23 protein-coding genes and 3 tRNA genes are annotated in these 24,829 nt (G+C 60.4%); 11 read left to right on the plus strand and 15 right to left on the minus strand.

Annotated features, from left to right (window positions below):
• Nucleotides 1–52 precede the first annotated feature (52 nt).
• Nucleotides 53–220 (minus strand): hypothetical protein, encoded by a 168-nt coding sequence (locus BN1134_RS20090; RefSeq protein WP_198133204.1) that lies wholly within the window; start codon nucleotides 218–220, stop codon nucleotides 53–55.
• A gap of 103 nt (nucleotides 221–323) precedes the next feature.
• Nucleotides 324–2,936, minus strand: a complete 2,613-nt coding sequence (gene topA, locus BN1134_RS16790) for a type I DNA topoisomerase (protein ID WP_042048623.1) — start codon at nucleotides 2,934–2,936, stop codon at nucleotides 324–326.
• 330 nt (nucleotides 2,937–3,266) lie between these two features.
• Here topA and astB point away from each other — a divergent pair, with 330 nt between their 5' ends.
• Nucleotides 3,267–4,604: an N-succinylarginine dihydrolase gene (gene astB, locus BN1134_RS16795; RefSeq protein ID WP_042048625.1), complete on the plus strand. Its 1,338-nt coding sequence runs from the start codon at nucleotides 3,267–3,269 to the stop codon at nucleotides 4,602–4,604.
• A 53-nt stretch (nucleotides 4,605–4,657) separates the two neighbouring features.
• Here the strand turns inward: astB and sohB are convergent, their stop codons facing one another.
• Nucleotides 4,658–5,668, minus strand: a complete 1,011-nt coding sequence (sohB, locus tag BN1134_RS16800) for a protease SohB (protein ID WP_042048626.1) — start codon at nucleotides 5,666–5,668, stop codon at nucleotides 4,658–4,660.
• 170 nt (nucleotides 5,669–5,838) lie between these two features.
• On the opposite strand from sohB, the gene BN1134_RS16805 reads away from it, so the two are divergent.
• A complete protein-coding gene (locus BN1134_RS16805; protein WP_042048627.1) occupies nucleotides 5,839–6,594 on the plus strand; it encodes a YciK family oxidoreductase in 756 nt (251 codons plus the stop codon).
• 95 nt (nucleotides 6,595–6,689) lie between these two features.
• Nucleotides 6,690–7,559: a LysR family transcriptional regulator gene (locus tag BN1134_RS16810; RefSeq protein WP_042048628.1), complete on the plus strand. Its 870-nt coding sequence runs from the start codon at nucleotides 6,690–6,692 to the stop codon at nucleotides 7,557–7,559.
• On the opposite strand, the gene BN1134_RS16815 is transcribed toward BN1134_RS16810, so the two are convergent.
• Nucleotides 7,556–8,728: an MFS transporter gene (locus BN1134_RS16815; protein WP_042048629.1), complete on the minus strand. Its 1,173-nt coding sequence runs from the start codon at nucleotides 8,726–8,728 to the stop codon at nucleotides 7,556–7,558. The genes BN1134_RS16810 and BN1134_RS16815 overlap by 4 nt on opposite strands.
• A 144-nt stretch (nucleotides 8,729–8,872) precedes the next feature.
• On the opposite strand from BN1134_RS16815, the gene BN1134_RS16820 reads away from it, so the two are divergent.
• On the plus strand, nucleotides 8,873–10,015 hold the full coding sequence (locus BN1134_RS16820; RefSeq protein WP_042048630.1) for a MalY/PatB family protein: 1,143 nt from the start codon (nucleotides 8,873–8,875) through the stop codon (nucleotides 10,013–10,015).
• Between the two features lie 116 nt (nucleotides 10,016–10,131).
• The gene (locus BN1134_RS16825; protein ID WP_198133205.1) at nucleotides 10,132–11,136 is read left to right on the plus strand and encodes a TAXI family TRAP transporter solute-binding subunit; all 1,005 of its coding nucleotides are present in this window, start codon (nucleotides 10,132–10,134) and stop codon (nucleotides 11,134–11,136) included.
• 28 nt (nucleotides 11,137–11,164) lie between these two features.
• On the opposite strand, the gene BN1134_RS16830 is transcribed toward BN1134_RS16825, so the two are convergent.
• Nucleotides 11,165–12,016 (minus strand): LysR family transcriptional regulator, encoded by an 852-nt coding sequence (locus BN1134_RS16830; protein WP_042048631.1) that lies wholly within the window; start codon nucleotides 12,014–12,016, stop codon nucleotides 11,165–11,167.
• A gap of 143 nt (nucleotides 12,017–12,159) precedes the next feature.
• Here BN1134_RS16830 and BN1134_RS16835 point away from each other — a divergent pair, with 143 nt between their 5' ends.
• The 3 genes from BN1134_RS16835 to BN1134_RS16845 all read left to right on the plus strand — a co-directional run bounded on the left by BN1134_RS16835 (nucleotide 12,160) and on the right by BN1134_RS16845 (nucleotide 14,563).
• The gene (locus tag BN1134_RS16835) at nucleotides 12,160–13,416 is read left to right on the plus strand and encodes an adenylosuccinate synthetase (protein ID WP_042048632.1); all 1,257 of its coding nucleotides are present in this window, start codon (nucleotides 12,160–12,162) and stop codon (nucleotides 13,414–13,416) included.
• A 119-nt stretch (nucleotides 13,417–13,535) separates the two neighbouring features.
• Nucleotides 13,536–13,916 carry a diacylglycerol kinase gene (locus BN1134_RS16840; protein WP_042048633.1) on the plus strand — a complete coding sequence of 127 codons (381 nt, stop codon included), beginning with the start codon at nucleotides 13,536–13,538 and terminating at the stop codon, nucleotides 13,914–13,916.
• 125 nt (nucleotides 13,917–14,041) lie between these two features.
• A complete protein-coding gene (locus BN1134_RS16845; protein ID WP_042048634.1) occupies nucleotides 14,042–14,563 on the plus strand; it encodes a cytochrome b in 522 nt (173 codons plus the stop codon).
• Nucleotides 14,564–15,212: 649 nt separating this feature from the next.
• On the opposite strand, the gene BN1134_RS19805 is transcribed toward BN1134_RS16845, so the two are convergent.
• From BN1134_RS19805 to dauA, 7 genes are all read right to left on the minus strand, one after another.
• Nucleotides 15,213–15,851: a hypothetical protein gene (locus tag BN1134_RS19805; RefSeq protein WP_128313992.1), complete on the minus strand. Its 639-nt coding sequence runs from the start codon at nucleotides 15,849–15,851 to the stop codon at nucleotides 15,213–15,215.
• Nucleotides 15,852–15,861: 10 nt separating this feature from the next.
• On the minus strand, nucleotides 15,862–16,413 hold the full coding sequence (locus BN1134_RS16850; protein WP_042048635.1) for a recombinase family protein: 552 nt from the start codon (nucleotides 16,411–16,413) through the stop codon (nucleotides 15,862–15,864).
• 112 nt (nucleotides 16,414–16,525) lie between these two features.
• Nucleotides 16,526–16,663, minus strand: coding sequence for a hypothetical protein (locus tag BN1134_RS19810; protein ID WP_156991846.1), 138 nt, complete (start codon nucleotides 16,661–16,663; stop codon nucleotides 16,526–16,528).
• A gap of 412 nt (nucleotides 16,664–17,075) precedes the next feature.
• Nucleotides 17,076–17,981, minus strand: a complete 906-nt coding sequence (locus BN1134_RS16855; RefSeq protein WP_042048636.1) for a hypothetical protein — start codon at nucleotides 17,979–17,981, stop codon at nucleotides 17,076–17,078.
• Entirely contained in the window at nucleotides 17,978–19,720 is a 1,743-nt protein-coding gene (locus tag BN1134_RS18970) for a site-specific integrase (protein ID WP_052449524.1), read from the minus strand. The genes BN1134_RS16855 and BN1134_RS18970 overlap by 4 nt, the downstream gene beginning before the upstream one ends.
• 127 nt (nucleotides 19,721–19,847) lie before the next feature.
• Nucleotides 19,848–19,935: transfer RNA gene (locus tag BN1134_RS16865), tRNA-Ser, on the minus strand.
• Between the two features lie 165 nt (nucleotides 19,936–20,100).
• Nucleotides 20,101–21,816, minus strand: a complete 1,716-nt coding sequence (dauA, locus tag BN1134_RS16870) for a C4-dicarboxylic acid transporter DauA (RefSeq protein ID WP_042048637.1) — start codon at nucleotides 21,814–21,816, stop codon at nucleotides 20,101–20,103.
• A gap of 353 nt (nucleotides 21,817–22,169) precedes the next feature.
• On the opposite strand from dauA, the gene BN1134_RS16875 reads away from it, so the two are divergent.
• A tRNA-Asn gene (locus BN1134_RS16875) sits at nucleotides 22,170–22,245 on the plus strand.
• Nucleotides 22,246–22,247: 2 nt separating this feature from the next.
• Nucleotides 22,248–22,323, plus strand: a tRNA-Asn gene (locus BN1134_RS16880).
• Between the two features lie 647 nt (nucleotides 22,324–22,970).
• Here BN1134_RS16880 and BN1134_RS16885 read toward each other — a convergent pair.
• The gene (locus tag BN1134_RS16885) at nucleotides 22,971–23,366 is read right to left on the minus strand and encodes a DUF2750 domain-containing protein (protein WP_042048639.1); all 396 of its coding nucleotides are present in this window, start codon (nucleotides 23,364–23,366) and stop codon (nucleotides 22,971–22,973) included.
• Nucleotides 23,367–23,433: 67 nt separating this feature from the next.
• Entirely contained in the window at nucleotides 23,434–23,994 is a 561-nt protein-coding gene (locus BN1134_RS16890) for a hypothetical protein (RefSeq protein ID WP_042048640.1), read from the minus strand.
• 189 nt (nucleotides 23,995–24,183) lie between these two features.
• Here BN1134_RS16890 and BN1134_RS16895 point away from each other — a divergent pair, with 189 nt between their 5' ends.
• Nucleotides 24,184–24,432 carry a TIGR02647 family protein gene (locus tag BN1134_RS16895; RefSeq protein WP_042048641.1) on the plus strand — a complete coding sequence of 83 codons (249 nt, stop codon included), beginning with the start codon at nucleotides 24,184–24,186 and terminating at the stop codon, nucleotides 24,430–24,432.
• A gap of 108 nt (nucleotides 24,433–24,540) precedes the next feature.
• On the opposite strand, the gene BN1134_RS16900 is transcribed toward BN1134_RS16895, so the two are convergent.
• Nucleotides 24,541–24,750, minus strand: a complete 210-nt coding sequence (locus tag BN1134_RS16900) for a cold-shock protein (protein WP_005302803.1) — start codon at nucleotides 24,748–24,750, stop codon at nucleotides 24,541–24,543.
• Between the last annotated feature and the right edge of the window lie 79 nt (nucleotides 24,751–24,829).

The raw sequence follows: 24,829 nt of genomic DNA on the forward strand, positions 1-24,829 counted from the left end.
CCGCAAACAGTGAAGCCGCCCATGGGCGGCTTCTTTTTTTAGGTCGCGCAGCTCAGCGCAAATCGGTCACCAGGATCTCTTCGCTGCGAACCTGTACCGGAATCGTCTCATCCTCGCGCTGCAACAGCACCAGGTGGTTCTGACGATCCACCTCCAGCACCCAGGCCGCCCCTTCACGGGTCTGGCAGTACATGCCAGGGCGGATCTCGTGAATATCCATATCATCTTTCCTCGACAGCAGGCCCTCCTGGCCCGGGGCTAGTATAGGAAAAAAAAGAGGCTCCTTTTGGGAGCCTCCACACAGTTCACCGTCGCGTAGCGGGTTATTTCCCCTTACGGCTCTCAACCCAGCGACCACCCTCAAAGTGAGCGGTCCAGCCAGTCGCCTTGCCGTTCACCTCGGTCATCACGTACTGCTCCTTGGTCTTGCGGCTAAAACGCACGATGGCCGGGTTCCCTTCGCCGTCATAGGCCGGCGCATCGGCCAGGTAGTAATGCTTGGGCGAGATGCGGTCACGGAAGCGCTTGAGCTCTTCCACCAGCGGGGCGCGGGTCTCGCGCGATTTGGGGAAGCTGCTGGCAGCCAGGAACAGACCGGCGGCGCCGTCACGCAGCACGAAGTAGGCGTCGGACTGGCTGCACTTGAGCTCGGGCAGCGGTACCGGATCTTCCTTCGGCGGTGCAATCTCACCGTTTTTCAGGATCTTGCGAGTGTTCTTGCACTCCGGGTTGGTGCATCCCATGTACTTGCCGAAGCGACCGTTCTTGAGCTGCATCTCAGCGCCGCAGCGATCGCACTCAATAGAGGGGCCTTCGTAGCCCTTGAGCTTGAACTGCCCCTGCTCCACCTCGTAGCCCTCGCAATCCGGGTTGCGGCCACAGACGTGCAGCTTGCGGGTCTCGTCGATGATGTAGGAGTCCATCGCAGTGCCGCAAATCTTGCAGCGATGCATGGCGCGCAGGGCGTTGGTTTCGGCCTCTTCCTCCTCGCCGGCCGAGACGAACTCGTCGGCGCTGACCAGGTTGATGGTCTTCTTGCAACGCTCCTTGGGCGGCAGGGCATAACCGGAGCAGCCGAGGAACACGCCGGTGGTGGCGGTGCGAATGCCCATGGGGCGGCCGCAATCCGGGCAGGCGATGTCGGTCAGCACCATCTGGTTGGCGCGCATGCCGCCATCCTCGTCGGGCTTGCCGGCCTGCTCCAGCTCCTCGGTAAACTCGCTATAGAACGCATCGAGCACCGCCTTCCACTCGCTCTGCCCCTCGGCAATCTCATCGAGCTTGCCCTCCATGCGGGCGGTGAACTCGTAGTTCATCAGCTCGACGAAGTTCTCGACCAGGCGATCGGTGACGATCTCCCCCATCTTCTCGGCGAAGAAGCGGCGGTTCTCGACCCGCACATAGCCTCGGTTTTGGATGGTGGAGATGATCGAGGCATAGGTGGAAGGACGGCCGATGCCGCGTTTTTCCAGCTCGCGCACCAGGGCCGCTTCGGTGAAGCGGGCGGGCGGCTTGGTGAAGTGCTGGCGCGGATCGAGCTTAACCAGCTCGAGCACCTCGCCCGGCTCCACCGCCGGCAGTTGAATGTCTTCGCCCTTGCGCCCCATGGGGGGCAGCGCCTTAGTCCAACCGGCAAAGCGCAGGATCCGGCCACGGGCCTTAAGCTCGTAGTCACCGGCCCGCACCGTCAGGGTGGAGGCGTCGTACTGGGCCGGGGTCATCTGGCAGGCCACAAACTGACGCCAGATGAGGTCGTAGAGCTTGTGGGCATCGGCCTCCATCCCCTCCAGATCGCTGGCGCTGACGTTCACGTCGGAAGGACGGATCGCCTCGTGCGCCTCCTGGGCACCGGCCTTGGAGCCGTACAGGTTCGGCTCGGCCGGCAGGTAGGGCTGGCCGTACTGGGTGACGATGAAGTCGCGCACCGCGCTCACCGCTTCCTGGCTCAGGTTGGTCGAGTCGGTACGCATGTAGGTGATGTAGCCGGCCTCATAGAGGCGCTGGGCCAGCATCATGGTCTTCTTCACCCCAAAGCTGAGACGGGTCGAGGCCGCCTGTTGCAGGGTCGAGGTGATGAAGGGCGCCGAAGGCTTGGAGCCGGTCGGCTTGTCTTCGCGGCTCTGCACCACGAAGGGGGCCCCCTGGATGGCGGCGACGGCGGCTTGCGTCTCGGCCTCGGTGACCGGCTTGAACTCCTTGCCGAGGTGGCTGAGCACCTCCATGCGCAGGGCCGATTTATCACCGGTCAGCAGATCGGCGTGCAGATCCCAGAACTCGACCGGCACGAACGCCTTGATCTCGCGCTCCTTGTCGACGATGAGGCGCACCGCCACCGACTGGACGCGGCCGGCGGAGAGACCGCGGGCCAGCTTCTTCCACAGCAGCGGCGAGACCATGTAACCCACGACGCGATCGAGGAAACGGCGCGCCTGCTGGGCATTGACCCGGTCGATGTTGAGCTCGGAGGGCTGCGAGAAGGCCTCCTTGATGGCGCTCTGGGTGATCTCGTTAAACACCACCCGCTTGTAGCGGCTGTCATCACCGCCAATCACCTCGCGCAAGTGCCAGGCGATCGCTTCCCCCTCTCTATCCAAGTCGGTTGCGAGATAGATGGTGTCGGCCTTGGCCGCCAGGGTTTGCAGCTCGGAGACCACTTTCTCCTTGCCGGGCAGGATCTGATAGTGAGCATCCCAGCCGTGCTCGGGGTTGATCCCCATGCGGTTGAACAGGGCACGGCGTTCCTTGGCCACCTTCTCGGCCTCGCTCAGCTTGACGCCGCGCACGGCCGGTTTCTTCGGCTCGCTAGAGCCGCTGCCGGCAGTCGGCAGATCCCGGATATGGCCCACGCTGGATTTCACCACGTAGTCCTTACCCAGATATTTGTTGATAGTCTTGGCCTTGGCCGGAGACTCCACGATGACCAGTGATTTGCCCATGCTGTGACTCGTTTCCTATCGCCCCGTCGGGGGGGCCTGCAGTTTTGTGGGGCTGTATAAGAGATTTAAGGGCAAAAAGCAAACCCTAAGGTTCGCCTTCAGCGCCTTACTTATATTTATTAATGCGAAGCCAAGCCCCCGGTGGCAACCTCTTTTTTCCCGTTTCGTCAGTAACGCCGACTTTTTATACCGAAGTGCCAATAGAGCGTTATATCAGTTATCAACTTGTTACAATCATAAAAAAACAGGATATGATGAGGCCGATTCCCCCATTCATGGGGAAATGGACTACGTTCGCCCCCATGGTGCACACATAAAAGGATGTATGGCATGAAGCACTTCGAGGTCAACTTTGACGGCCTGGTCGGCCCCACCCACAACTATGCCGGTCTCTCCTACGGCAACGTCGCCTCGCAAAACAATGCGAACGAAGCCTCCAACCCCCGCGAAGCGGTCAAGCAGGGGTTGGCCAAGATGAAGGCGCTGACCGAGCTCGGCATGATTCAGGGGGTATTGGCCCCCCAGGAGCGCCCGGATCTCGCCACCCTGCGGCGCCTCGGCTTCAGTGGCAGCGATGCCAGCGTGCTGGCGCAGGCGGCCGCCCAGGCCCCTGCCGTGCTGACCGCCTGCTACTCGGCGTCGAGCATGTGGACCGCCAACGCCGCCACCGTATCGCCGAGCGCCGACACTCAGGACGGCCGCGTCCACTTCACCCCGGCCAACCTCACCAACAAGTTCCACCGCTCCCTCGAGCCCGAGGTGACCGGTCGCATCCTGCGCGCCGTCTTCCCCGGCGAGACGCATTTTTGCCACCACCCGCACCTGCCGGAGAACGATCACTTCGGGGACGAGGGGGCGGCCAACCACACCCGCCTGTGCCGCGATTACGGCCAGGCCGGGGTGGAGCTGTTCGTCTATGGCCGCAGCGCCTTCGATCTCTCCCGCCCGGCCCCGACCCGCTACCCGGCGCGGCAAACCCTGGAGGCAAGCCAGGCCGTCGCCCGCCTGCACGGACTCGATGAGGAGCGCTGCGTCTTCATCCAGCAGAACCCGGCGGTGATCGATCAGGGGGTGTTTCACAACGACGTGATCGCGGTGGGCAACCAGAATGTGCTGTTCTACCACCAGCAGGCGTTTCTCGATACGCAAGGGGCCCTGGACGAGGTGCGCCGCAAGTTTGGTGAGGGGGAGCTGCACCTGATTGAGGTGCCAAGCGCCGAGGTGGGGCTGCAAGACGCGGTGCGCTCCTACCTGTTCAACACCCAGATCCTCACCCTCCCTTCGGGCGAGATGGCCATCATCGCCCCCACCGAGTGCCGCGACACGCCGGCGGTGGCCGCCTATCTGGGCCAGCTGGTGCAACAGGGCACCCCGATCCGCCAGGTGCACTTCATGGACGTGAAGCAGAGCATGCGCAACGGCGGCGGCCCGGCCTGCCTGCGCCTGCGCGTGGCCCTGAGCGAACAGGAGCTGGCTGCGGTCAATCCGGCCTGCCTGCTCAACGAAGCGCTGTTTGTGCGCCTCAACCAGTGGGCCGACCAGCACTACCGCGATCGCCTCTCGTTCGACGATCTGCGCGACCCGGCCCTGGTTGGCGAATCGCGCGCCGCCCTCGACGAGCTGACCCAGATCCTGAAGCTCGGTGCCATCTACCCCTTCCAGCGCTGAGCCCATGAAAAAGAACCCGCCGATGGCGGGTTCTTTCTAGGCATCTGTGCGGCTCACTGCCACGGCGAGTGGCGAGCGAGCAGCCGGCTGGCCCCCTCGATCGCCCCTTCCGCCCCCTGCTTGCCAAGGCGCGCCAGCAGCCCCTTGCGGGTGCGATAGTGCAACGCCAGCACGCGGCGAGTGCGGGCGCTCTCCATCAGGTAGTCATCGCTGGTCTTGAGCTCGTCCACCAGCCCCAGCTCCTTGGCCTGACTGGCCAACCAGTGCTCGCCCGTGGTGACCTTGTCGATCTCCAGCGCCGGCCTGTGTTGCTGCACGAACGCCTTGAAACGTGCGTGGATGGCCGCCAGCTCCTCACGGAACTTTTCCCTGCCCTCGTCGTCATTTTCGCCAAACAGGGTCAGGGTGCGCTTGTACTCACCGGCGGTGTGCATCTCAAACTCGATATCGTGCTTTTTCAAGAGCTTGTTGAAGTTGGGCAGCTGCGCCACCACGCCGATGGAGCCGACAATGGCGAACGGTGCCGCCAGGATGCGATCCGCCACACAGGCCATCATGTAACCGCCGCTGGCCGCCACCTTGTCGACCGCCACGGTCAGCGGGATCTCATGGCTCTTGATGCGTTGCAGCTGGGAGGCGCACAGGCCGTAGCCATGCACCACGCCGCCCCCCGATTCGAGGCGCACCAGCACCTCGTCCTGCGGGGTCGCCACCGCCAGGATGGCGGTCACCTCTTCACGCAGGCCGCTCACCTCGCGGGCATCCATGCTCCCCTTGAAGTCGATCACAAACAAACGCGAGCGCGGATCGTCGTTTTTACGCGCTTTTTCCTCCAGCTTGCGCTGCTTCTCCAGCGCCTTGCGCTCCTCCTTGCCCACCAGCAGCGCCTTGAGGCGGGTGCGGGTCTCGTCGAGATCGGCGCTGAGATCGGTCACGTCCAGCTGCCCCTTGCCCCCCTTGCTACCACGGCCGGCCAGGGTCAGCAGCACCACGGCCACGCCAAGGGCCAGCAGCAGGGTCACCGTCTTGGCCAGGAACAGGCCATATTCACTCAGAAAATCCACTCTCTCCTCCAGGACTGTTCATCTGTCTCTCAATGCGGGTCTCATGGGGATGAATGATGACACAACTCCTCAATTCCCTTCACTTTTTTGATGCCAGACTCTGGTCAAGCCGGCGCGCGGATCAGTACACTGGCCCGGTTCGCCCCGCCCGAAACAGGAGTTAAGAGATCATGCTGGAGTATCGTGCAGCGCCGCAGTTGCTGGCAGGCAAGGTGATTCTGGTCACCGGCGCCGGTGACGGCATTGGCCGCGAGGCCGCCCTCACCTATGCGGCCCACGGCGCGACCCTGATCCTGCTCGGGCGCAGCGTGGCCAAGCTCGAAGCCACCTTCGACGCCATCGAGGCCGCCGGCGGGCCGCTGCCGGCCATCGTGCCGCTCGATCTGATGCACGCCAAGGCCGCCGACTACCGCGGTCTGGCCGACACCTTCGAGCGCCAGTTCGGCCGCCTCGACGGCGTGCTGTTCAACGCCGGCCAGCTCGGTACCCTCTGCCCCTTTGAGCAGATCAAGGAGCACGAATGGGACGAGGTGATGCAGGTCAACGTCAAGTCCGAGTTCCTGATGACCCAGGCGCTGCTGCCACTGCTGCGCCGCACCGCCAAGGCGCAGGGCGAGGCGGTGCTGCTTTACACCTCATCGAGCGTGGGCCGCAAAGGGCGCGCTTACTGGGGCAGCTACGCCGTCTCTAAGTTTGCCGTGGAGGGGATGATGGAGGTGCTGGCCGACGAGCTGGAACACACAGGGGTGCGCGTCAACACCATCAACCCGGGCGGCACTCGCACCAAGATGCGGGCCAGTGCCTTCCCGGCCGAAGATCCCATGAACCTCAAAACTCCGGCCGACTTGATGCCGCTTTATCTCTATTTGATGGGCAAAGAGAGCCGTGGCCAGAGCGGCAAGACCTTCGTGGCCCAGCCGAAATGACGAGGGTGTGACGGCGCGAGCATTCCTGTCGCCCGCCCCCTTGCTCCCTCCCGGCATTTGATATGCTTGAGGCACAGTTCTTGTCAGGTAACCCTATGTTTCGCCCCAAGAGTACCATCGAGCAGTGGCGCATCTTCCAGGCCGTCGTGGAGTTCGGCGGCTATACCCAGGCCGCCGAGGCGCTGTGCAAGAGCCAATCCTCCCTCAACCATGCGGTGGCCAAGCTGCAACAATCCCTCGGTGTCGCCCTGCTTGAGGTGCGCGGGCGCAAGGCGGTACTGACCCCGGCCGGCCAGCTCTTCTTGCAGCGCTCGCGCCAGCTGCTCACCCAGATGGAGGAGCTGGAGGGGCTGGCGCAGAATCTGGAGCGCCAGTGGGAGCCGCAGATCAATCTCTACCTCTCGGCACTGCAACCCCGCGAGCGGCTCTACCGCGCCATGACGCGCTTCGCCCCGCGCTCGCGCGGGTGCCGCATCAACCTGTTTGAGCGCATCCACTGCCACTTCAACGCCATGCAACCGGGCGATCTGATGATGACCGAACACCTGCCGGGCGATCAGAGCGGCCTGCCTCTTGACGAGGTGCTGCTGATCCCGGTCTGCGCCCCAACCCATCCGCTGGCCGAGCGGGCTGACAACCTGAGCGTGAACGATCTGGCCAACCACACCGAGCTGGCGCTGCATCCCCCCATCCACCGCGCCGTCGACTGGGGCCACAGCGACACCGCCTGGACCGTCACCCACTACACCGAGGCGCTGACCCTGATCGGCCAGGGGCTCGGCTATGGCTGGCTGCCACGCCATCTGATCCAACCTGAGCTGGAGCTGGGCTCACTACACCAACTGCACCCGGTGGAAGGGAGCGAGCGACGCCTCTATACCTACCTGCTGACCCCCGATCCCAGCAAGCTGGGCCCGGCAGCCGAGCTGCTGCTGCGCCTGCTGCGCAGCGAATACCAGCACTAGACGTTACGCACCCGCAGGCAGCCGAGCAGGGCCAGCACCGCCAGGCCGGCTGCCACCACAAACACCCCGTGGAAACTCCACCACTCGGCCACCAAACCGGCGATGGCGCCGGCCAGGATGGAGCCGGTGCGGATGCTGTTGGTAAAGAGGGTGGTGGCCACCCCCGCCCTGCCCGGCATCAGATCCTGAAAGTAGGACATGCCGATCCCGGCCACGATGCCGATGAAGATGGCGTTGAACAGTTGCAGCATCAGCAGGGTGCGCTCCCCGGTCAGCGACAGCAGGCCGCCATAGAAGATAACCCCCGCCAGTACCGCCAGCAGCAACATGGGACGCTTGCCAAAGCGCGCCGTGTAGTGGCCGGCCAGCAGCATGAAGGGGATCTCCAGCGCCGCCGCCGTGCCCATCAGCAGGCCCGCCAGACGCTCCTCCAGCCCCAGCTCGCGGGTGATGTAGAGCGGCATGTTGATGAGGTACATGCTGTTGCAGGTCCACATCAGGGTGCAGGCGATAAACAGCGCCCGCACGTCCCGATCGCGCCAGCTGCTCACCTTGGGTCGATCGCCGAGCGGGGCCGGCAGCGGCAGTGAGGGGAGCCAGCGCCAGACGATGGCGCAGCACACCAGAAAAGCCAGCGCCGAGGCCAGATACATGAAGGAGAAGCCGTAACCGATGGCGATGGCAAAGGCGAGCGGCGGGCCGATGACCCAGGCCAGCGAGAACTGGGCCCGCATCACCGAACTGAACATGTCAGCGCGGCGCCCTTCCCGATCCACGTGCTCACGGGCCAAGGCAAACAGCTGGGGGCTGGCAGTACCGGCGATGCTGCCAAGCAGGACCCCGAGCGAAGCGAGCAGCCAGTAATGCCGGTTGAAGGCAAACAGCAGCGAGGCCAGCACACCGGCACCGCAGCAGATCAGGATCAGCTGCTTGCGATCGCCACGAAGATCGGAGCGTTGCCCCAGCCATTGGCTGACCAAGATCCCCACCACGGCGTTGATGGTGTAGAAAAGGCCGATGAGAAAGGGGCGCACCCCGACCTCCTGGGCCAGAAACAGGGAGAGGGTCGGCACCTGCAACGCCACCGCCATGCCGGTGGTAAAGGTGACCCCCAAGAAGGAGAGGGAGATGGGATCGCTGCCGCGACGCAGGGCTGAGACAAGTTTCATGGGCACATCTGGCATGAGGATGAATGGCGTGGAGTTCGCTTTATGAGGGCATTTCCCCCCGCTGTCAATTGTGCCGCGCCCCTTGCCCTCCCCCCTCCTGCCCCGTAGAGTGGAGCGGACAAACACCGAGCGCGGAATGAAGATATGTTTGATTTTGATAAGGAAATTGATCGCAGCAACACCATGAGCCTGAAGTGGGACAAGTACAAGGGTCGTGACGTGTTGCCCATGTGGGTGGCCGATACCGACTTTCTCTCCCCCCCCGGCGTCATCGAGGCCCTCACCCAGCGCGTTGCTCACGGCATTTTTGGCTACTCACGCCCCTCCCCCCGCCTCATCGAACTCATCATCAACCGGCTGGCCGATCGCTATGGCTGGCACATCGAGCCGGAGTGGCTGGTGTTTCTGCCGGGGGTCGTGCCGGGGCTGAACCTGGCCTGCCGCGCCTGGACCGCCCCTGGCCGCGGCGTCATCACGCCCAAGCCGGTCTACTACCCCTTCTTGCTGGCGCCGGGGTTTAACGAGCGCCCGCTGCTCACGGTGCCGATGCAGGAGGTAGCTGGTCGCTGGGTGCTCGATCTCGACGAGCTCGAGTTGCAGGCGTCGGGCGCCGATCTGCTGCTACTGTGCCACCCGCACAACCCGGGGGGCACCGTCTTCACCCGCGACGAGCTGGCCGCCATCGATGCCATCGCCGCGCGCCACAACCTGGTGGTCTGCTCCGACGAAATCCACTGCGACCTCATCCTCGACCCGGATGCCCGCCACATTCCCTACGGCGCCCTGAGCGAGGAGGCCGCCCAGCGCTGCGCGGTGATGATGGCGCCGAGCAAGACCTTCAACATCGCTGGCCTGTGCTGCTCGTTTGCGGTGATCCCCAACGAGCGGCTGCGCCTCAAACTGCAACAGGCGATGCGCGGCATCAGTGCCGACGTCAACCTGCTGGGGTTTGTGGCCGCCGAGGCCGCCTATGAGAGCGGCGAGGCGTGGCTGGATGCCCAGCTTGACTACCTGCGCGGCAACCTGGCTCTGATCGAGCAGGCGGTGGCCCGCTGGCCGGGCGTCAAGCTGGCGCGCCATCAGGCCACCTACCTGGCGTGGCTGGATGTCACGGCGCTTGGCCTGGGCGATCCCATCGCCTTCTTCGAGCAGGCCGGGGTCGGCCTCTCGCCGGGCGCCCAGTTTGGCGATGGCCAGTGTGTACGCCTCAACTTCGGCTGCCCCCGCGCCCGCCTGCAACAGGCGCTGGCTCGCATGGAGCAGGCGATATTGGCCCATCTGGGATGATGCCAAGGCCGGATTGCTTCACTATCCGGCCTTGGCTAAAGTTTGAAACCGGGTTTTGCCTGCGAGGCCACACCACAGTGAAATTACGACCCTTTCTCCTGCCGCTGATGCTCAGCATGCTCCTGCCCGTTCAGGCCGACGAGCTGCCCGGCGTCATCACCATTGGCACCGGTAGCGTCACCGGCGTCTACTACCCGGCCGGCGGCGCCATCTGCCGCCTGCTTAACCGCGATGAAAGTGCCACCACCCGCTGCGCCGTGGAGAGCACGGGGGGCTCGCGCGACAACTTGTCACTGCTGGCCAAGGGGGAGATCGAACTGGCGTTTGTACAGTCGGATCTGTTGTGGGAGGCGGTGCGCGGCCAGGGGGCGTACGCTGGCAAGCCGCTGCGCGACATGACCACCCTCTTCTCGCTCTATGTCGAGCCTCTCAATCTGGTGGTGCGCGGTGACAGCGATATCCAGCAAGTGGAGGATCTCAAGGGTAAGCGGGTCGGCATCGGCAACCCCGGCTCGGGGGACAGGGCCACGGTCGACGCCCTGCTGGCCGCGCTCGGCTGGGATGCCCACGCCTTTGCCGCCGTCGATGAAAGCAAGGCGGCCGAGCGGGTCGAGGCGCTGTGTCGTGGCAAGACGGATGCCTTCTTCATGGTCGCCGCCCACCCCAACCAGACCGTGACCGAGGCCGTGACCGAGTGCAACGCCAGACTGGTGCCGCTGGAGGGCGATGCCATCAACACCCTGCTCGCCAATTTCCCCTACTACAGCAAGGTGCAGATCCCAGGTGGCCTCTATCGCATGCAGGATCAGGCGCTGACCAGTTTTGGCACCACAGCGCTGCTGGTGGCCCGTCAGCAGTTGCCGGCTACCCTGGTCTATCGGATCGATCAGGAGGTGTTCAATCAGTTCGAGGCGTTCAAGCGGCTGCACCCGGCGTTTGCCCACCTGCGGCGCGAACAGATGCTGGCCAATGCCTTCCTCCCCTTCCACCCGGGCAGCGCCGCCTTCCTGGCCGGCACGCCCCCCATGGCCACGCCTCCAGCGGTCAGCGCGGCGCCGGCAAGCTCGGCCGCCGCTCCCTCCCGGGGCGCATCCAGTGCAGCGAGTTCCCAGATAAGATAAAAAAACCGGCCATGGGCCGGTTTTTTTATCACGGGGCCGGCATGCGGCTCGCTATCTCTTCCTCGACCCAACCGAGCAGCGCCTTGATGGCGCGCGAGAGGATCTGGTTCTGCCGCACTATGTAGCCCAGGCTGGCGGTTGGAAACTCGACCAGCCGGCGCACCGGCACCGCGTCATCACGCCGGCGCAGCAAGGCAAAATCGGGCACCACCGCCACCCCGAATCCCGCCTCGGCCCAGTCGAGCTGGGCATCGACACTGCCCACCTCCATCACCCGGTAGCGCCCAAGCTGCGGCAGCGCCGGGTCGAGCAAGGCCCGGGTGCGGGTATCGTGACCGAGCAGGATCAGGGTGGGCTCCTGCTCGTCGAGCCCCTCGCCCAGCGCGCACCACCCCACCTCGCGCAGGGCGGTAAAGTGCAGCGAGTCGTTTTGCCGCTGCTCCAGCACGAAACCGAGATCGGCGCGGCCACTGCGCACCAGCTCGGCGGAGCGATCCGAGGTGGTATTAAACAGCGCCAGATCGATGCCGGGATAGGCCTGCTTGAAGCGCTGGAACGGGCGGATCAGCAGCAGCCGCGAGATGATGTCGCTCGCCGCTAGGGTGATGGTGCCTTGCGCCAGATCCCCCAGCGCATTGAGATCGGACTGGCACAGTTGCAACTCGCTGAGGGTGCGCTGGGCACTCACCAGCAAGCGCTCACCCGCCTGGGTCAGACGAAACGGGCTGCGCTCGATGAGCCGCACCTTAGTGGCCTCTTCCAGACGTTTGAGGTGCAAGCTCACGTTGGGTTGGGTCATGTGCAGCTCGGCGGCGGTCTGGCCGAAGTGACCGAGCCGCGCCAGCGTAACGAAGGTATTGAGCCAATTGATGTCGAGCATGAAGAGCCACCGGGTCGTGCGCCAGGTCTCATTATATGAGTTGCTTATCGGAGGAATAAAGATAATTAACTTTTCATATTCCTGCCGGGCACCTAGGATGAAGTCTTCGTGTTTTGATGTGTCACGTTCTAGGAGAAAGCAGCATGTCGTCTATCGTGGTGGTTGGAGCCAACTGGGGTGATGAAGGCAAAGGCCGCATCGTGGATTATCTGGCCGGCCAAGCCGGTGCCAGCATCCGTTTCCAGGGCGGTAACAACGCCGGGCATACCGTCGTCAACGAGCTGGGCACCTTCAAGCTGCACCAGGTTCCGAGTGGTGTCTTCAATCCGGACTGCCTGGTCGTACTCGGCCCCGGCATGGTGATCAGCCCTGAGAAACTCACCGTCGAACTCGACGAAGTGAAGGCCTCCGGCGTGACGCCTAAGCTCGCCATCTCCGATCGTGCCACCCTGTGCCTGCCGCTGCACGCCATGGAAGATACCCTGGAAGAGCAGCGTCTGGGTGATGGCGCCTATGGCTCCACCCGTCAGGGCATCGCCCCGGCCTACGGTGATCGGGTCATGAAAAAGGCGATCCTGGTTGGCTGGCTGAAACAGCCGGACGTGCTGGTCGAGCGGATCCAGTTCTTCCTCGACTGGAAACTGCCGCAACTCAAGGCCCTCTACCCGAGCTTCGAGTTCACCCAGAGCGCCCAAGAGATGGCCGACTGGCTGCTGGAAGTCTCTGCCCCCTGGATTGATTCAGTCTGCAACGTCAGCATGCCGCTCAAGGCGCTGCAAGCCGAAGGCAAGACCCTGCTGTTCGAAGCCCAGCTCGGTGCGGGCCGTGACCTTATCTACGGCGAATACCCCTGGGTCACCTCCTCCCACGTCTCCGGCGCCTATGCCGGCATCGGTGGCGGCCTGCCGGGTCTGCGCCCGGAGCGCGTCATCGCGGTTGCCAAGGCGTTCAGCACCTCCGTCGGTACCGGCACCCTGCTGACCGCCATGGAGAACCAGGACGAGTTCCGTAAGATCGCCAACGAATTCGGCGCCACCACTGGTCGCCCCCGTGATGTCGGCTACTTCGATGCCGTCGCCACCAAGAACGGCGTCGAGCTGCAAGCCGCCACCGAAGTGGCCCTGACCAAGCTGGACTGCCTGACCGGCCTGCCGGATCTGAAGATCTGCGTGGCCTACGAAGGGGCCCACACCGAAAACCCGATCTGGCCGCAGACCGCCGGCCTCAAGCCCGTCTACGAGCAGATGGAGAGCTGGAGCGAAGACATCACCGGCTGCCGCAGCTTCGAAGAGCTGCCGCTGGCTGCCCAGCAGTACGTGCTGCGCATCGAGGAGCTGCTCGGTGTACCGGTGCCGATGGTCTCTGTTGGCCCTGGCCGTGACGAGATGATCCTGCGCTAAGCGCTGCATCCATACACAGGGGAGCCTCGGCTCCCCTGTGTCGTCTCTGCTTAATAGAGTCTTAAGCCGGCCATGCCAAGGTGGCGGCCGTCCACATCGAAAATGCAAAGGAGAGAACGATGGCAAAGCCAGGCGCCACGGGGTTGACCCGGGTGATTCACGCGACCGGCTACAGCATGCAAGGATTGGGGTCAGCCTGGCGGCACGAGGCCGCCTTTCGCCAGGAGCTGATCCTCATCGTGCTGTTGACCCCGCTCGCCTTCGTGGTCGGCCACGACCTGCTACAAAGCCTGCTGCTGATCGCTCTGGCTTGGCTGGTGGTCATCGTCGAGATCATCAATTCCGCCATCGAAGCCGTGGTGGATCGCATCGGTCATGAGCGCCACGAGCTCTCTGGCCGCGCCAAGGATCTCGGCTCGGCCGCGGTCTTCCTTACCCTGGCACTCAACGGCGTCGTCTGGTGTGCACTGGCCGGCCGCAACCTGTTCGGCCTTTGGTAAGAGCACAGACATAAAAAGCGGGGCCTTGGCCCCGCTTTTTATTTGCCGAGCCACCTGGCTCTTAAGCAACTCTTAATGGGAGGGACGCACACTCGGCTCACCATCATGATGCGCAGGAGAGCGCTATGACCAAGTACCCGTTTCCCTTCATCACCTTGCACTGGCTGACCGCAGTCAGCGTCATCCTCGCCTATCTGACCAGCGGTGATCCGACCCGAGCCCACTCCAGCCTTGATGCCCTTATCGGCCAGCTGCATGTGGCCACCGGCATGCTGGTGTTTGCCCTGGTCTGCGTCAGAGTGCTGCTGCGCCTGAGCCTGCCGATGCCGCCGCAGACCCCCAGCCACCCGCTGCTAAACAAGAGCGCCAGCGCGGCCCACCTGCTGCTCTACCTCTTGCTGTTCCTCACCCCGCTCGCCGGCTGGTGCAAGCTTTCGGCCAAGACGACCGAGTTCAGTGCCCTGGGGTGGCACCTCCCCCTGCTGCCGAGCCCGACCAGCCTGCTGGCCGCCCTTGGCAACGCCCATGAACTCATCGGCAATGCCTTCATCACCCTGGTGGGACTGCATGCGCTGGCTGCGATCTTTCACCACGTCTATCTCAAAGACGGTGTGCTACAAAAGATGCTGCCACGCAGACCCCTGTAAGGCGGATGGTGCCAGCGTCACCAGATCTCACCGCCTAGAGCACGAAAATGCGGCGCAGCCCTGGGGTGGCAATTGAAAAGGAGGAGTGGGCCGCACCATGCCCCCGGCGAGCGGTGCGACCATTGCCCTCTCTTGGTCGGGAACCGCAGGGAGTGCCTAGATCACTAATAGCCATTGAGTTTGGGGAGAAATGATCCCCGCGGCTTTGAAAGTCTAGATAGGCGCAGATCCCGCGATAGAAACGTCGGGGGCCACATCAGCAGGGGCGCCGCGACAGAGCGCGAGTTCGAGCTGCCACAGCCACGTTTCGCTCTACGGCGAGCAGACGATGTTGGTACACAGGGAAGCACGGATAGCCAAGATCACGTAATGGCTTAGGCTGCGGGAGGCGAGTGTAGCCGGTGCCGGAGGCGTTTTTACTCAGAGACATGATTGTTTCACCCAGTTGATCCAGGAAAATAATCACGCAGGTCTAGAAATGAAAAAACCCGTTGAAATTCAACGGGTTATATTTGGCGGTGAGGGAGGGATTCGAACCCTCGATTCTCACCAACCTTCAGTAACTCACTGATTTCATTACAGTGATGCACCTTGAGTTCTTCGCTGTTGTACCAAAGTTTTGTACCGACGACAGTGAACTACTAGAAATTTATCTGCCAAATGTGCGAATGTCAAACTCTGGGGCAAATGCACACGCAACTGACTCAGGAGAAACACCATCATTAAAGGCTCTTCTGAGAGGTTTATGATCAATAAAATCTATGATACTTTTTCCGTTCTCATCTGTCGATATTTGAGGGTTTAACTCACAACATTTATCTACAAATGCAACATACCATTCCCCCCAAGAGTTATATTCCTTGGAAATAGCAGAATCCATCGTGGCAATATATTGTTCAAATGAGTGTTTTATCTTGGTGATAAATGCTTTATCCAAGTCGGTGAATGGATACAAGATCCCATTCTCAGTCAGCTCATCAAGTAAAGAGCTGAGACAAAGACAAAGTAATTCAATTAGTTGCTGATTGGTTCCGTCCTCTTGCCCTGTCTCGATAACAGAGTACAAAGCGCTGGCAACAACAGCATATTTATGAGGCCTTTGACCAAACTTTCCATCATAAATATCAGGAGCTGACTCCCATACTCGTTCAATCAAAGCACGAGATAGAGGTTCAACATTTTTTTCTGGAATAAGCCTAAATTTATTACACCTATTCATTAATTGAAATAAAGCCTCACTTGCTTCAGATTTCTTAAAGACAGACTTTGTTCGAGTAAAGAATCCCATATCCCCCCACCTACGCTTCTAACGTCTTCGCCAATATCCGATGAACACTAGACAAGCTAACACCAGCCCGACGAGCAATTTCAGCCTTAGAAATACCACAACTGGCCAGTGTTTGTATCTCTTTTGCTTTCATCATCGCCGTTGGCTTCCGGCCCTTGTAGACCCCTTTGGCCTTCGCCAAGGCGATCCCTTCCGCCTGACGCTCCAGCATGATTTCCCGCTCGAACGTGGCGATGGCTCCGATCATCGTCAGCATCAGCTTGCCTGTCGGAGTGGCCGTGTCGATGCCCAGATTCTGGATCTGTAATGTTACCCCTTTGGCGTGTAGTTGGTCTGTGATCTCCAGCAAGTGACGGGTGTTCCGGGCCAGACGATCCAGCTTGGTCACTTTTAGCACGTCTCCAGAGCGGGCAAATTCGAGCATTGCCTGTAGTTGCGGCCTATCCGTCTTGCTACCGCTGACCTTCTCCTGAAAAACTTTTTCACACTCCGCCAGAGCTGTCAGTTGCTGCTCCAGCGATTGCCCCGTGGTCGAGACACGGGCATACCCGATGATTGCCATGATGGCCTCCCAATAGGCTCAAGACCTTGCAAGAAAAACGTGTCAAAACTCGAAAACCAACCCGTGTGACAGGGGTTGCCGGGGGGCTTCCGGTCTGTCACACGGGCATGGTCTATTGAGTGTCCGGCTCCTTCGGCGGGGGCTGTGGTGTCTGCATCGAGTTGACGGCCTCCTTGATGAGGACGCCCAAGGCTGCCAGCAGTGCCGCCTCCAACGCTTTCAGTAACGGGTTTCCTTGCTGCTCATTCATACGCCTTCTCCTTGCTGGATGGCTCCCGACAAGGGGCCAGATGTGATGTATTCCATGGGGTTCTCCTATGGTGCTGATCTCTATCTGGCTTATACCGGCGTTGGGTCTGAATGTTGCCTGCTCGTTTTCCTTGTGCTGGTGGGGTTTGGGATTGTTTTTTCAGGGCCCCCAACGAGGCGGGATCGTTGCTATCTTCTCGGAATCTCTCCTTCGGGTGGCTGGTAAGCTCCCGTCTCGGGTCGTACTAGTAAAAGAAAGAGGTGTGAACTACGGCCTGGAACACCGACACAGTAGACACACAGATGACGAATCCCTCTTGCTCTCTACATTCCTTCATGTGTGCGACCCCGAATGGAGCCACACACATGTTGAACAATGTGTGTGCCACTGACACACCAAGCGGCACTAACTATCAGAGATAGAAGCGATAGAATGCCTGTTTGCCGGTGTGCTTTGACTTAACCCGCAACCCAAGCCGTTTGGCAATCCGCTTCAGGTCGCGTAGTGGCTGCACCGGATAGAGCAGATATCCGGCTGCGTCACAGGTATAACCAAGCTGGGCAGACTTTCGCGTGATGTCGATGTACTTTTCCCCCCGTCGCCAAACCATCAGCTTCAGAAGCCGTTGCAGGTACTCTTCGACACTGATGATCTCCTGTTCAATCCGGCAGATTGCGGCCCAGACTTCCTGCTCCTCGTGACGCACCCTGATTGGCTTCAGGCCGGTAGCCTGCTCGATATGTATATCACGTTGCTGATCACGCAAGCGGTTGGCGGGCTCTTGGTGATAGGCTTCATCAAACTCAATCAGGTACTGCTCCCAACCCCCCATGGCTCTGCAACTCGAAGAGTCTGGCCCGAAGATACTCAGGCCAACCGAGAAATCGACTCGATAGGGAGCACAAACGTATTGGGGCTGAACTGTCGTCCAGACATCACGCTGCCTGAACTCGTTAAGCAGCGGCAGCAAATAGACGAGGTAGAAGGCCGCCTCGAACCGGCTCATTCCCTCCATGCGAGGAAGAGATTCACCTGTGACGCGTTCAATCTCCACGATCAGCTCGACGTTGAGATAGGAACGAGGGCCATAGGTCAGGATCGCGAGGGCCTGCTGAGGTGTCCATGAACCAAGTCCATCATCGGGTTTGGGGATCTCTAACCAATCAAGTTCAGGAATATCAATGAGGCTAAGGAACGCTTGCTGTACGTATTGCTCATGCTCGCCATCAAATCCGGGGACGAGGTCCAGCACACGGTAAGGACACAACAAGTCATTCCGTCCCGGCTCTTGCAGTAGGTTGTCTAGTGTCAGCTTCATGATTGCACCTCCGCTGCTGCTACGGAGCCTTCAATGACACCAAGGGGCTGCCATACAGGCACCGGCCATCGGGGCATCTGGCAGATGGCCTCATGTAACTGTCTGAACGAGCCGTAACGTCTGCCCACGTTGGAGCCTTGCGAGTGGCCGGTGATGGCGTTTTGCAAATCTTCCCGGATACCCAACTCCCGCATGTGGGTAATGAAGGTATGCCGGAAGGCGTGTATCGGGGAGATGGAGCCCGCCTTGAGTTCCAAGATCTGACTGATCTGCTTCCTGAGCCACTTGCCCAAATCGACGCTGTAGCGCCCACCAGACTGGCTTGGGACCAACTCGGGGAACAACGGGCCTGCTGCGCTTCGGCTCGCCAAGAAACGTTCAAAGCCAAGCTCCAACAGATGTGGATGGAGCGGCACCTCCCTCTCTTTTCCAGTCTTGACCGACTGTGATTCGTCCCAGTCTCGGATATGGATGACCCATTGACCGTTTTTCTGCTCGACATCACGCCGGAACAGTTGGCAGACCTCCTCCGAACGAGCCCCGGTATAGGCCAGCAGCACGGGTACCCAGTAGATCGCCTCGCCAAATTGGGCTCGTTGCGGGCGGATGTTGCCGGTAAACAGGCCGCTACCAAACAGGGTATTCATCTCGGCATCGCTAAACTCGGGAGCCCGGTCACGGGTCGCTTTAGGCACTTCGATCTTGACCCCATGGCAGGGATTGTCGGGGATCAGGGCATCCCCATGTGCCCGCTCCAGTATGCCGGAAAGCAGACGGATGATCCCCTTCACCCGTGCCAAGGAGATGGTCGGCAAGCCCTTCTGCTGAGCCTTGGCAACCTGTTCTCTGAAAGGCAGTTGCTCAATCTCTTGATTGGGCCGATAAGGGGTCAACATGAGCAAGTTACGGAACTCGATACACAGCGGCTTGGTGATACGGTTGAGCGGTAGATCGCCGAACGCCTCGATAAACCGGCGGACAACTGACTCCCGCTCACGTCGCCACGTCTTAGCCCCCTTGGGGTTAACCTTGCCCTGCTCATCGGCCAGCGTCTTGAAAAATGCACTGAGGCGGAGGGCATCTGGTTCAGAGGGGGCTGTCGTACCTGTCGCTGAGGGGAAAAGAGGGGCGATGGGTAAGCTCTTGGGCCTTTCGTCTATCTGATGCTGGATGTTCTTGAAGGAGGACTTGCAGATCGATACACAATGATCGGCTAGTAGCATGCACAGCTTGGTATAAAGGGGGTCATCAGAAGCCAGCTCAACCTGAGCCAGAGCTAAGCATTCCTGTGCAAACTCACGCATAGCCACACATAGACGCTTGGGGTTAATCGAGCTTAACGCATCCCCATAAAACTCCCCGTGTGAGCTGAAGTGCCGGGCGGCCGAGTCATCCTCATACTCACAAAGTACATAGCGAGCAAGGATGTCGGGGTCTCCCAAGCGTAATTCTTCTCGTTCACGCCAAGCTTCGGCGAAGCTGCGGATTTGGGAGAAGGTGAGAGCTACCTTGCTCTCCTGCTGTGCCTTGAGGCTCCGTGCATTTGCCAAGATAGCGTGAAACTCTTTCTGAACCAGAAATGCCCTGGACTTGGCTTCCTGCGGGTCTTTGGTGTCTAGGGAACGCTTAAGCTCGCCCTTATTGCCTTCAACGAAGGGGCGAAGTGCTGGCGGGATGACTTGACGGATCTTGTAGACCCCCGTCTTCGGGTCTTTTTTGGGGTTCGGCATAATGGCCATTTTGTACCACCTTTCTGGCCCTCCTGACAAAGTGACAGGGGGCAAAGTGTGAACGAAACACCACTAAAACCAGCAAGTTACTGACGCAAAAGAAAAACCCCAACCATCAAGGTCGGGGTTTACTGTTTGGCGGTGAGGGAGGGATTCGAACCCTCGATACGTTGCCGTATACACACTTTCCAGGCGTGCTCCTTCAGCCACTCGGACACCTCACCAAATTGTCGGTTGTTGTTATCGTGGTCAATCTCCACGGCACCGCGCTGTGCGTCGGAACGGGGCGTAATGTAGGGGATGAGAGAGGTGGGGTCAACACAATTTTGCCCTTAATGGCCCGTTCGCTCAAAAACCATGCCATCTGGGCAAAAACCCCACATCCTTGATTACTCTCCGCCCAGCAGCGCCTCTTCCAGCGTCGGGTAAAAAGAGAGCTTGCCCGGTACCGGGTGCACCTTGGCCCGCGCCATGGTCTTGAGCGGCTGGAACTGCAACTCGGCCACCCGCAGCTCAACCCCTTGCTTGGCCAGCTGCTTTTCAAACTGCAGGAAGGCAGACAACCCACCGGCATCGAGCACAGTGACCGCCTCCATCTGCAACACCAGCACCTGATGCCCCTCAATCAGGCTCATCAGCTCACCGAACACCCGCTCGGCGGCGGCAAAGAAGAGCGGCCCGTTGATCTTATACAGCAAGGCCCCTTCCGGCACGGCATGGGCGTGGCGACGATCATCGGTCAGGTTGTGCAAGCGGGTCATCTTGGCCACTTCACGCATAAACAGCAGCGAAGCCAGGATCACGCCGAAGGTGATGGCAATGACCATGTCGAAGATAACGGTCAGCGACAGGCATACCAGCAGCACCAGCACATCGGAGCGCGGGGCGCGGCGGATGAGATCAAATGCCTTATGTGCCTCGCTCATGTTCCATGCCACCAGCAGCAGCAGCGCCGCCATGGCCGAAAGCGGCAACCAGGAGAGCCAGGGTGCCAGCACCAAGATGGCCGCCAGCACCACCAGGGCATGGATAACACCTGAGATGGGCGAGGTGGCACCGGCACGCACGTTGGCGGCTGAGCGCGCAATCGCCGCGGTGGCGGTGATCCCCCCAAAGAAGGGCGCCATGATATTGCCTATCCCCTGCCCCACCAGCTCGGCATTGGAGCTGTGTTTACGACCGGTCATGCCATCGAGCACCACGGCGCACAGCAGCGACTCGATGGCCCCCAGCATGGCCATGGAGAAGGCGGCCGGCAGCAAGCGCTCCAGCGTGGCAAGATTCCACACCACAGGCTGACCATCTGGCCCCGGCAGTGACCAAGGCAGGATCAGCTCGGGCGCGATCGGCGGAATCCCGCTGCCCTGGGCGCCATTGGCCAGGGTGTAGTGAAACTTGGAGCCAATGGTCGCGACATCAACCCCGGCCAGATGCAGGCCATAGCCAAGCCCCACCCCCACCAGCACGGCAGGCAGATGGCCCGGCACCGGCAGTTTGAGGCGCGGCCACAGCAGCAGCACCAGGAGCGTGACCACGCCGACCAGGGTGTCTCCCCACTGCCAAGTGGGTAAGGCATGGGCCAGCGCCTCCACCTTACCCAGGTAGGTTTCGGGCATATCGGCCACACTCAGGCCAAAGAAATCCTTGATCTGCAACGTGGCGATGACAATCGCAATCCCGCCGGTAAACCCTAAGGTCACCGAGTTGGGAATGTATTCGATGAGACGACCAAGACGCGCCACCCCCATCAGCACCAGGAAGATGCCGGAGATAAGCGTGGCCATGAGCAGGCCGGAGAGGCCAAACTGCTGGGCTACCGGGTAGAGGATCACCACGAAGGCGGCGGTCGGTCCCGAGATGGAGAAACGCGAACCACCGGTCAACGCGATCACCACCCCTGCGACGATCGCGGTGTAAAGACCATGTTGAGGTGGAACGCCACTGGCAATAGCCAGTGCCATGGCCAGCGGAATGGCGATGATGCCGACGGTAATACCCGCCACCACATCACGCCCCAGGCGGGTCAAACTATAAGGTTCATTAAAACAGGCTTGGCGCAGGGCAACACCTAGCCTCACACTCTGTAGCTGTGCTTGATTGTGCATCGACGTGAAATACCAGAAGAGAACAATACACCGGTCAGTACCGGTACCCGAATCATCAGGGCGTCGGCAGCAGGGTCGGCGCGACGATGGAATGGTTGCACCATACGCCGATTCCCCTTCATTGGCGAGGATCGGGATCAAGTTACCGCTCTTTCCCGCCTCTTCTCCCCCTTTTCATGGCGAAATACGCATTTCTCTCGTTTTATTCCTCTCCAGCTTGGCGCTTTAGGGGGTTTGCTTATTTAAGCCTCTGATTGTATTGAAAATGCTCACATAATAGCGCCATTTCCCCAGCGCCTTGACAGCCAGCGTCCCCCTCATTATTATGCCGTCCGTCTTGTGAGAGACGTGATTCCTCCATAGTTCAGTCGGTAGAACGGCGGACTGTTAATCCGTATGTCACTGGTTCGAGTCCAGTTGGAGGAGCCAATTCCCTCGTAGTTCAGTCGGTAGAACGGCGGACTGTTAATCCGTATGTCACAGGTTCAAGTCCTGTCGAGGGAGCCACATTCTAAAGCCCAGCCTTTTGGCTGGGCTTTTTCGTATCGATCTCTTCACCAGTTTCCCAATGAAGTGACTCCCCCACTGGTACTCTCGAAACCCAGTGCTGACAAGCCGGCAAATCGGCGCATCGCAAAGTTCACCTGTCTGCTCCCGAGGAGCTGATGGGAATAACCCATCATCGCTCAGCCAGCACATCTTGCCATTGGTTGCGAAGGCCCCTTGCAGCTGAACCGCAGTGGGCCATGCAGAGGCATGGTAAGGGGGTATCGAAGGTGACCTGCCCAACATTAGGGAGCGGATCGATAGCGGTGGGACTTTGCCGCCAGAAGGCTTGCCGAGCACACTCGCGGCCTCAGAGATCAGAGAAGGTTGGAGAATGTCATCATGCTTGCTGATGGTGATCACCGCTCAGCTTGCTGACCTTGCGGGCACAGCTGGCCTTTTCGCGAACGCCAGCCGGCTAGGTTTAAGGTGCGATGTGCCCATCACTGACCATACCGCTGCCTCGGATAACACGGTAGAGGGAGCGTACTATCCGATTTGAAGCGGCATGACCACACCATTTCGTGGGCAACCGTCAGGTGAATGCTATCTCGCTACAAGCCGCGTATTACATCAGGGCCATACGCGGCATCAGCGCGCGGGGACTGTTACTTGCCCTGCTTGCCGAGCTTTTTTTCGATGGCATCAGCCACTTCACCCGGCTCAACCACGATCCCTTCCTGATCGACGGTCGGGAAAACTGCAACGCAGAGCTGATCCTCTTCCATGCCATCAATCCAGCGCTCCATCCATACCTTGAGGGTAATAGCCTGGGGCTTGCATTCGGCCCACTCGCCATTGGCCCACGCCTCGGCGTACTCAGGGTGCGGCCACACCGGGATGCAATCTTCATCCTCAGTGGTCAACATCATCACGCCGTGCTCATCGGTCAGCACATAGAGCTCACCATGCTCCACCAGCTTGCTGATGAAGTGATCGTAGCGGTAGTCTGCATTAAGACTGAGCGCCGCATTGCGCTCGGTGTCGGTCAGGGTGTAGCTCATGGGTGCCTTCCGTATGAGGGGTAAAATCGGGGCGTTATGGTCACATGCCCCCGTTCCCTTGTCCAGCTCAGCCGGCCATCTCTGGCCACACCAGCTCGATGCCGGCCTCATCACTGAGGCGGCAGCGTAACCAGTAGGCGCACTCCACTTCGGCAAATACCAGCTGATCCTCACCACTCGCTGCCGCCACGAGCAGCGCTTTCAAGCGTGTCTCAAGCCCTTGTTGCCAGGCCTGGGTCACCTTGGCGCCGAGCGCCTCATCCACCACTTCGCGGCGCAGCTCGAACAGGTTATCGGTGATTGGACTGTTGATCTTGGCCGGGATTCGCCAGTACATATCGAGGTTGCCAAGCAGCTCATCGTCGTATTGGGCCAGCGCCAACCGACCGGCATCATCGCCCCCGGCGGTTGGATCAATCGGGCTCCAGCCCGCCTTGAGATCGGCCAGCATGCCAAGCGGCCGGTTGCCCACACCACGGCGCAGTTCATCCACGTCACGACTCTGATGCGGCGGCAACCAGACCCGTCCCCCATAATTGGCCAGCGCTGTGTTCAGGCAGGTCTGGGAGTAGACGGGAAAACGGGATGCGAGGCCCTGCAACAGAGATACCAGCACGATACGCGCCATGACGACTCCTTGAATGAATGAGCCGGCATCATAGCATGAAATCATCACTATCCCGTTGATGTCTCAGGGGTGTTCAACAAACGCTCACTTGGAAAAAGGGGCGGCAAGAGTTTGAGACAGCCCTCATTAAGGGCTCATGGAGAATGCTATGGTTCTTTCAAGAACTCGTTTCAGTCCAAGGAGAGTGCCATGTCCAGCATCCATCAGATCACCCCCGAATTCGTCAGTGAACTCAAGGTACTCGCCTGCTATGACCCGGCCAACTTGGCTCAAGGGATCAAGCTGCACAAGGAGAGCCCGGAGGAGATCCATGACGCCGCCCGCCGCCTGCACCAACGTGGTCTGCTTGAGGCCAGCGACGGCGGTTATCTGACTGCCTTCGGTCGCACCCAGGTCGAGCACCTGCAACATCTGCTCACCGCGCTGCGCTCTGAGTAATGTAACCAATACAAAAAGGCCACCCTGAGGTGGCCTTTTTCAGATAGCCGGATTATTCCAGGCAACAAAAAGCCGCTGCTTGCAGCGGCTTTTTTAAATTCTGTGCAATTACAGAGCAGTGACGTTCTCAGCCTGCGGGCCCTTCTGGCCTTGGGTCACGGAGAACTGTACACGCTGGCCTTCAGCCAGGGTACGGAAACCGTTGCCTTGGATGGCGCTGAAGTGTACGAACACGTCCGGGCCGTTTTCTTGCTGGATGAAGCCGAAGCCCTTGGTTTCGTTGAAGAACTTAACGGTACCGGTGATCATGTTAGACATATCTTTATAAACCTGTATTCAAAAATTACTCGTGCCTTTCGGCGGACAAAGCTTCGAAACGAAGGGTGACTTATGAACA

It is taken from the genome of Aeromonas simiae (genome assembly GCF_000820125.1).
GTDB classification, from domain to species: domain Bacteria; phylum Pseudomonadota; class Gammaproteobacteria; order Enterobacterales; family Aeromonadaceae; genus Aeromonas; species Aeromonas simiae.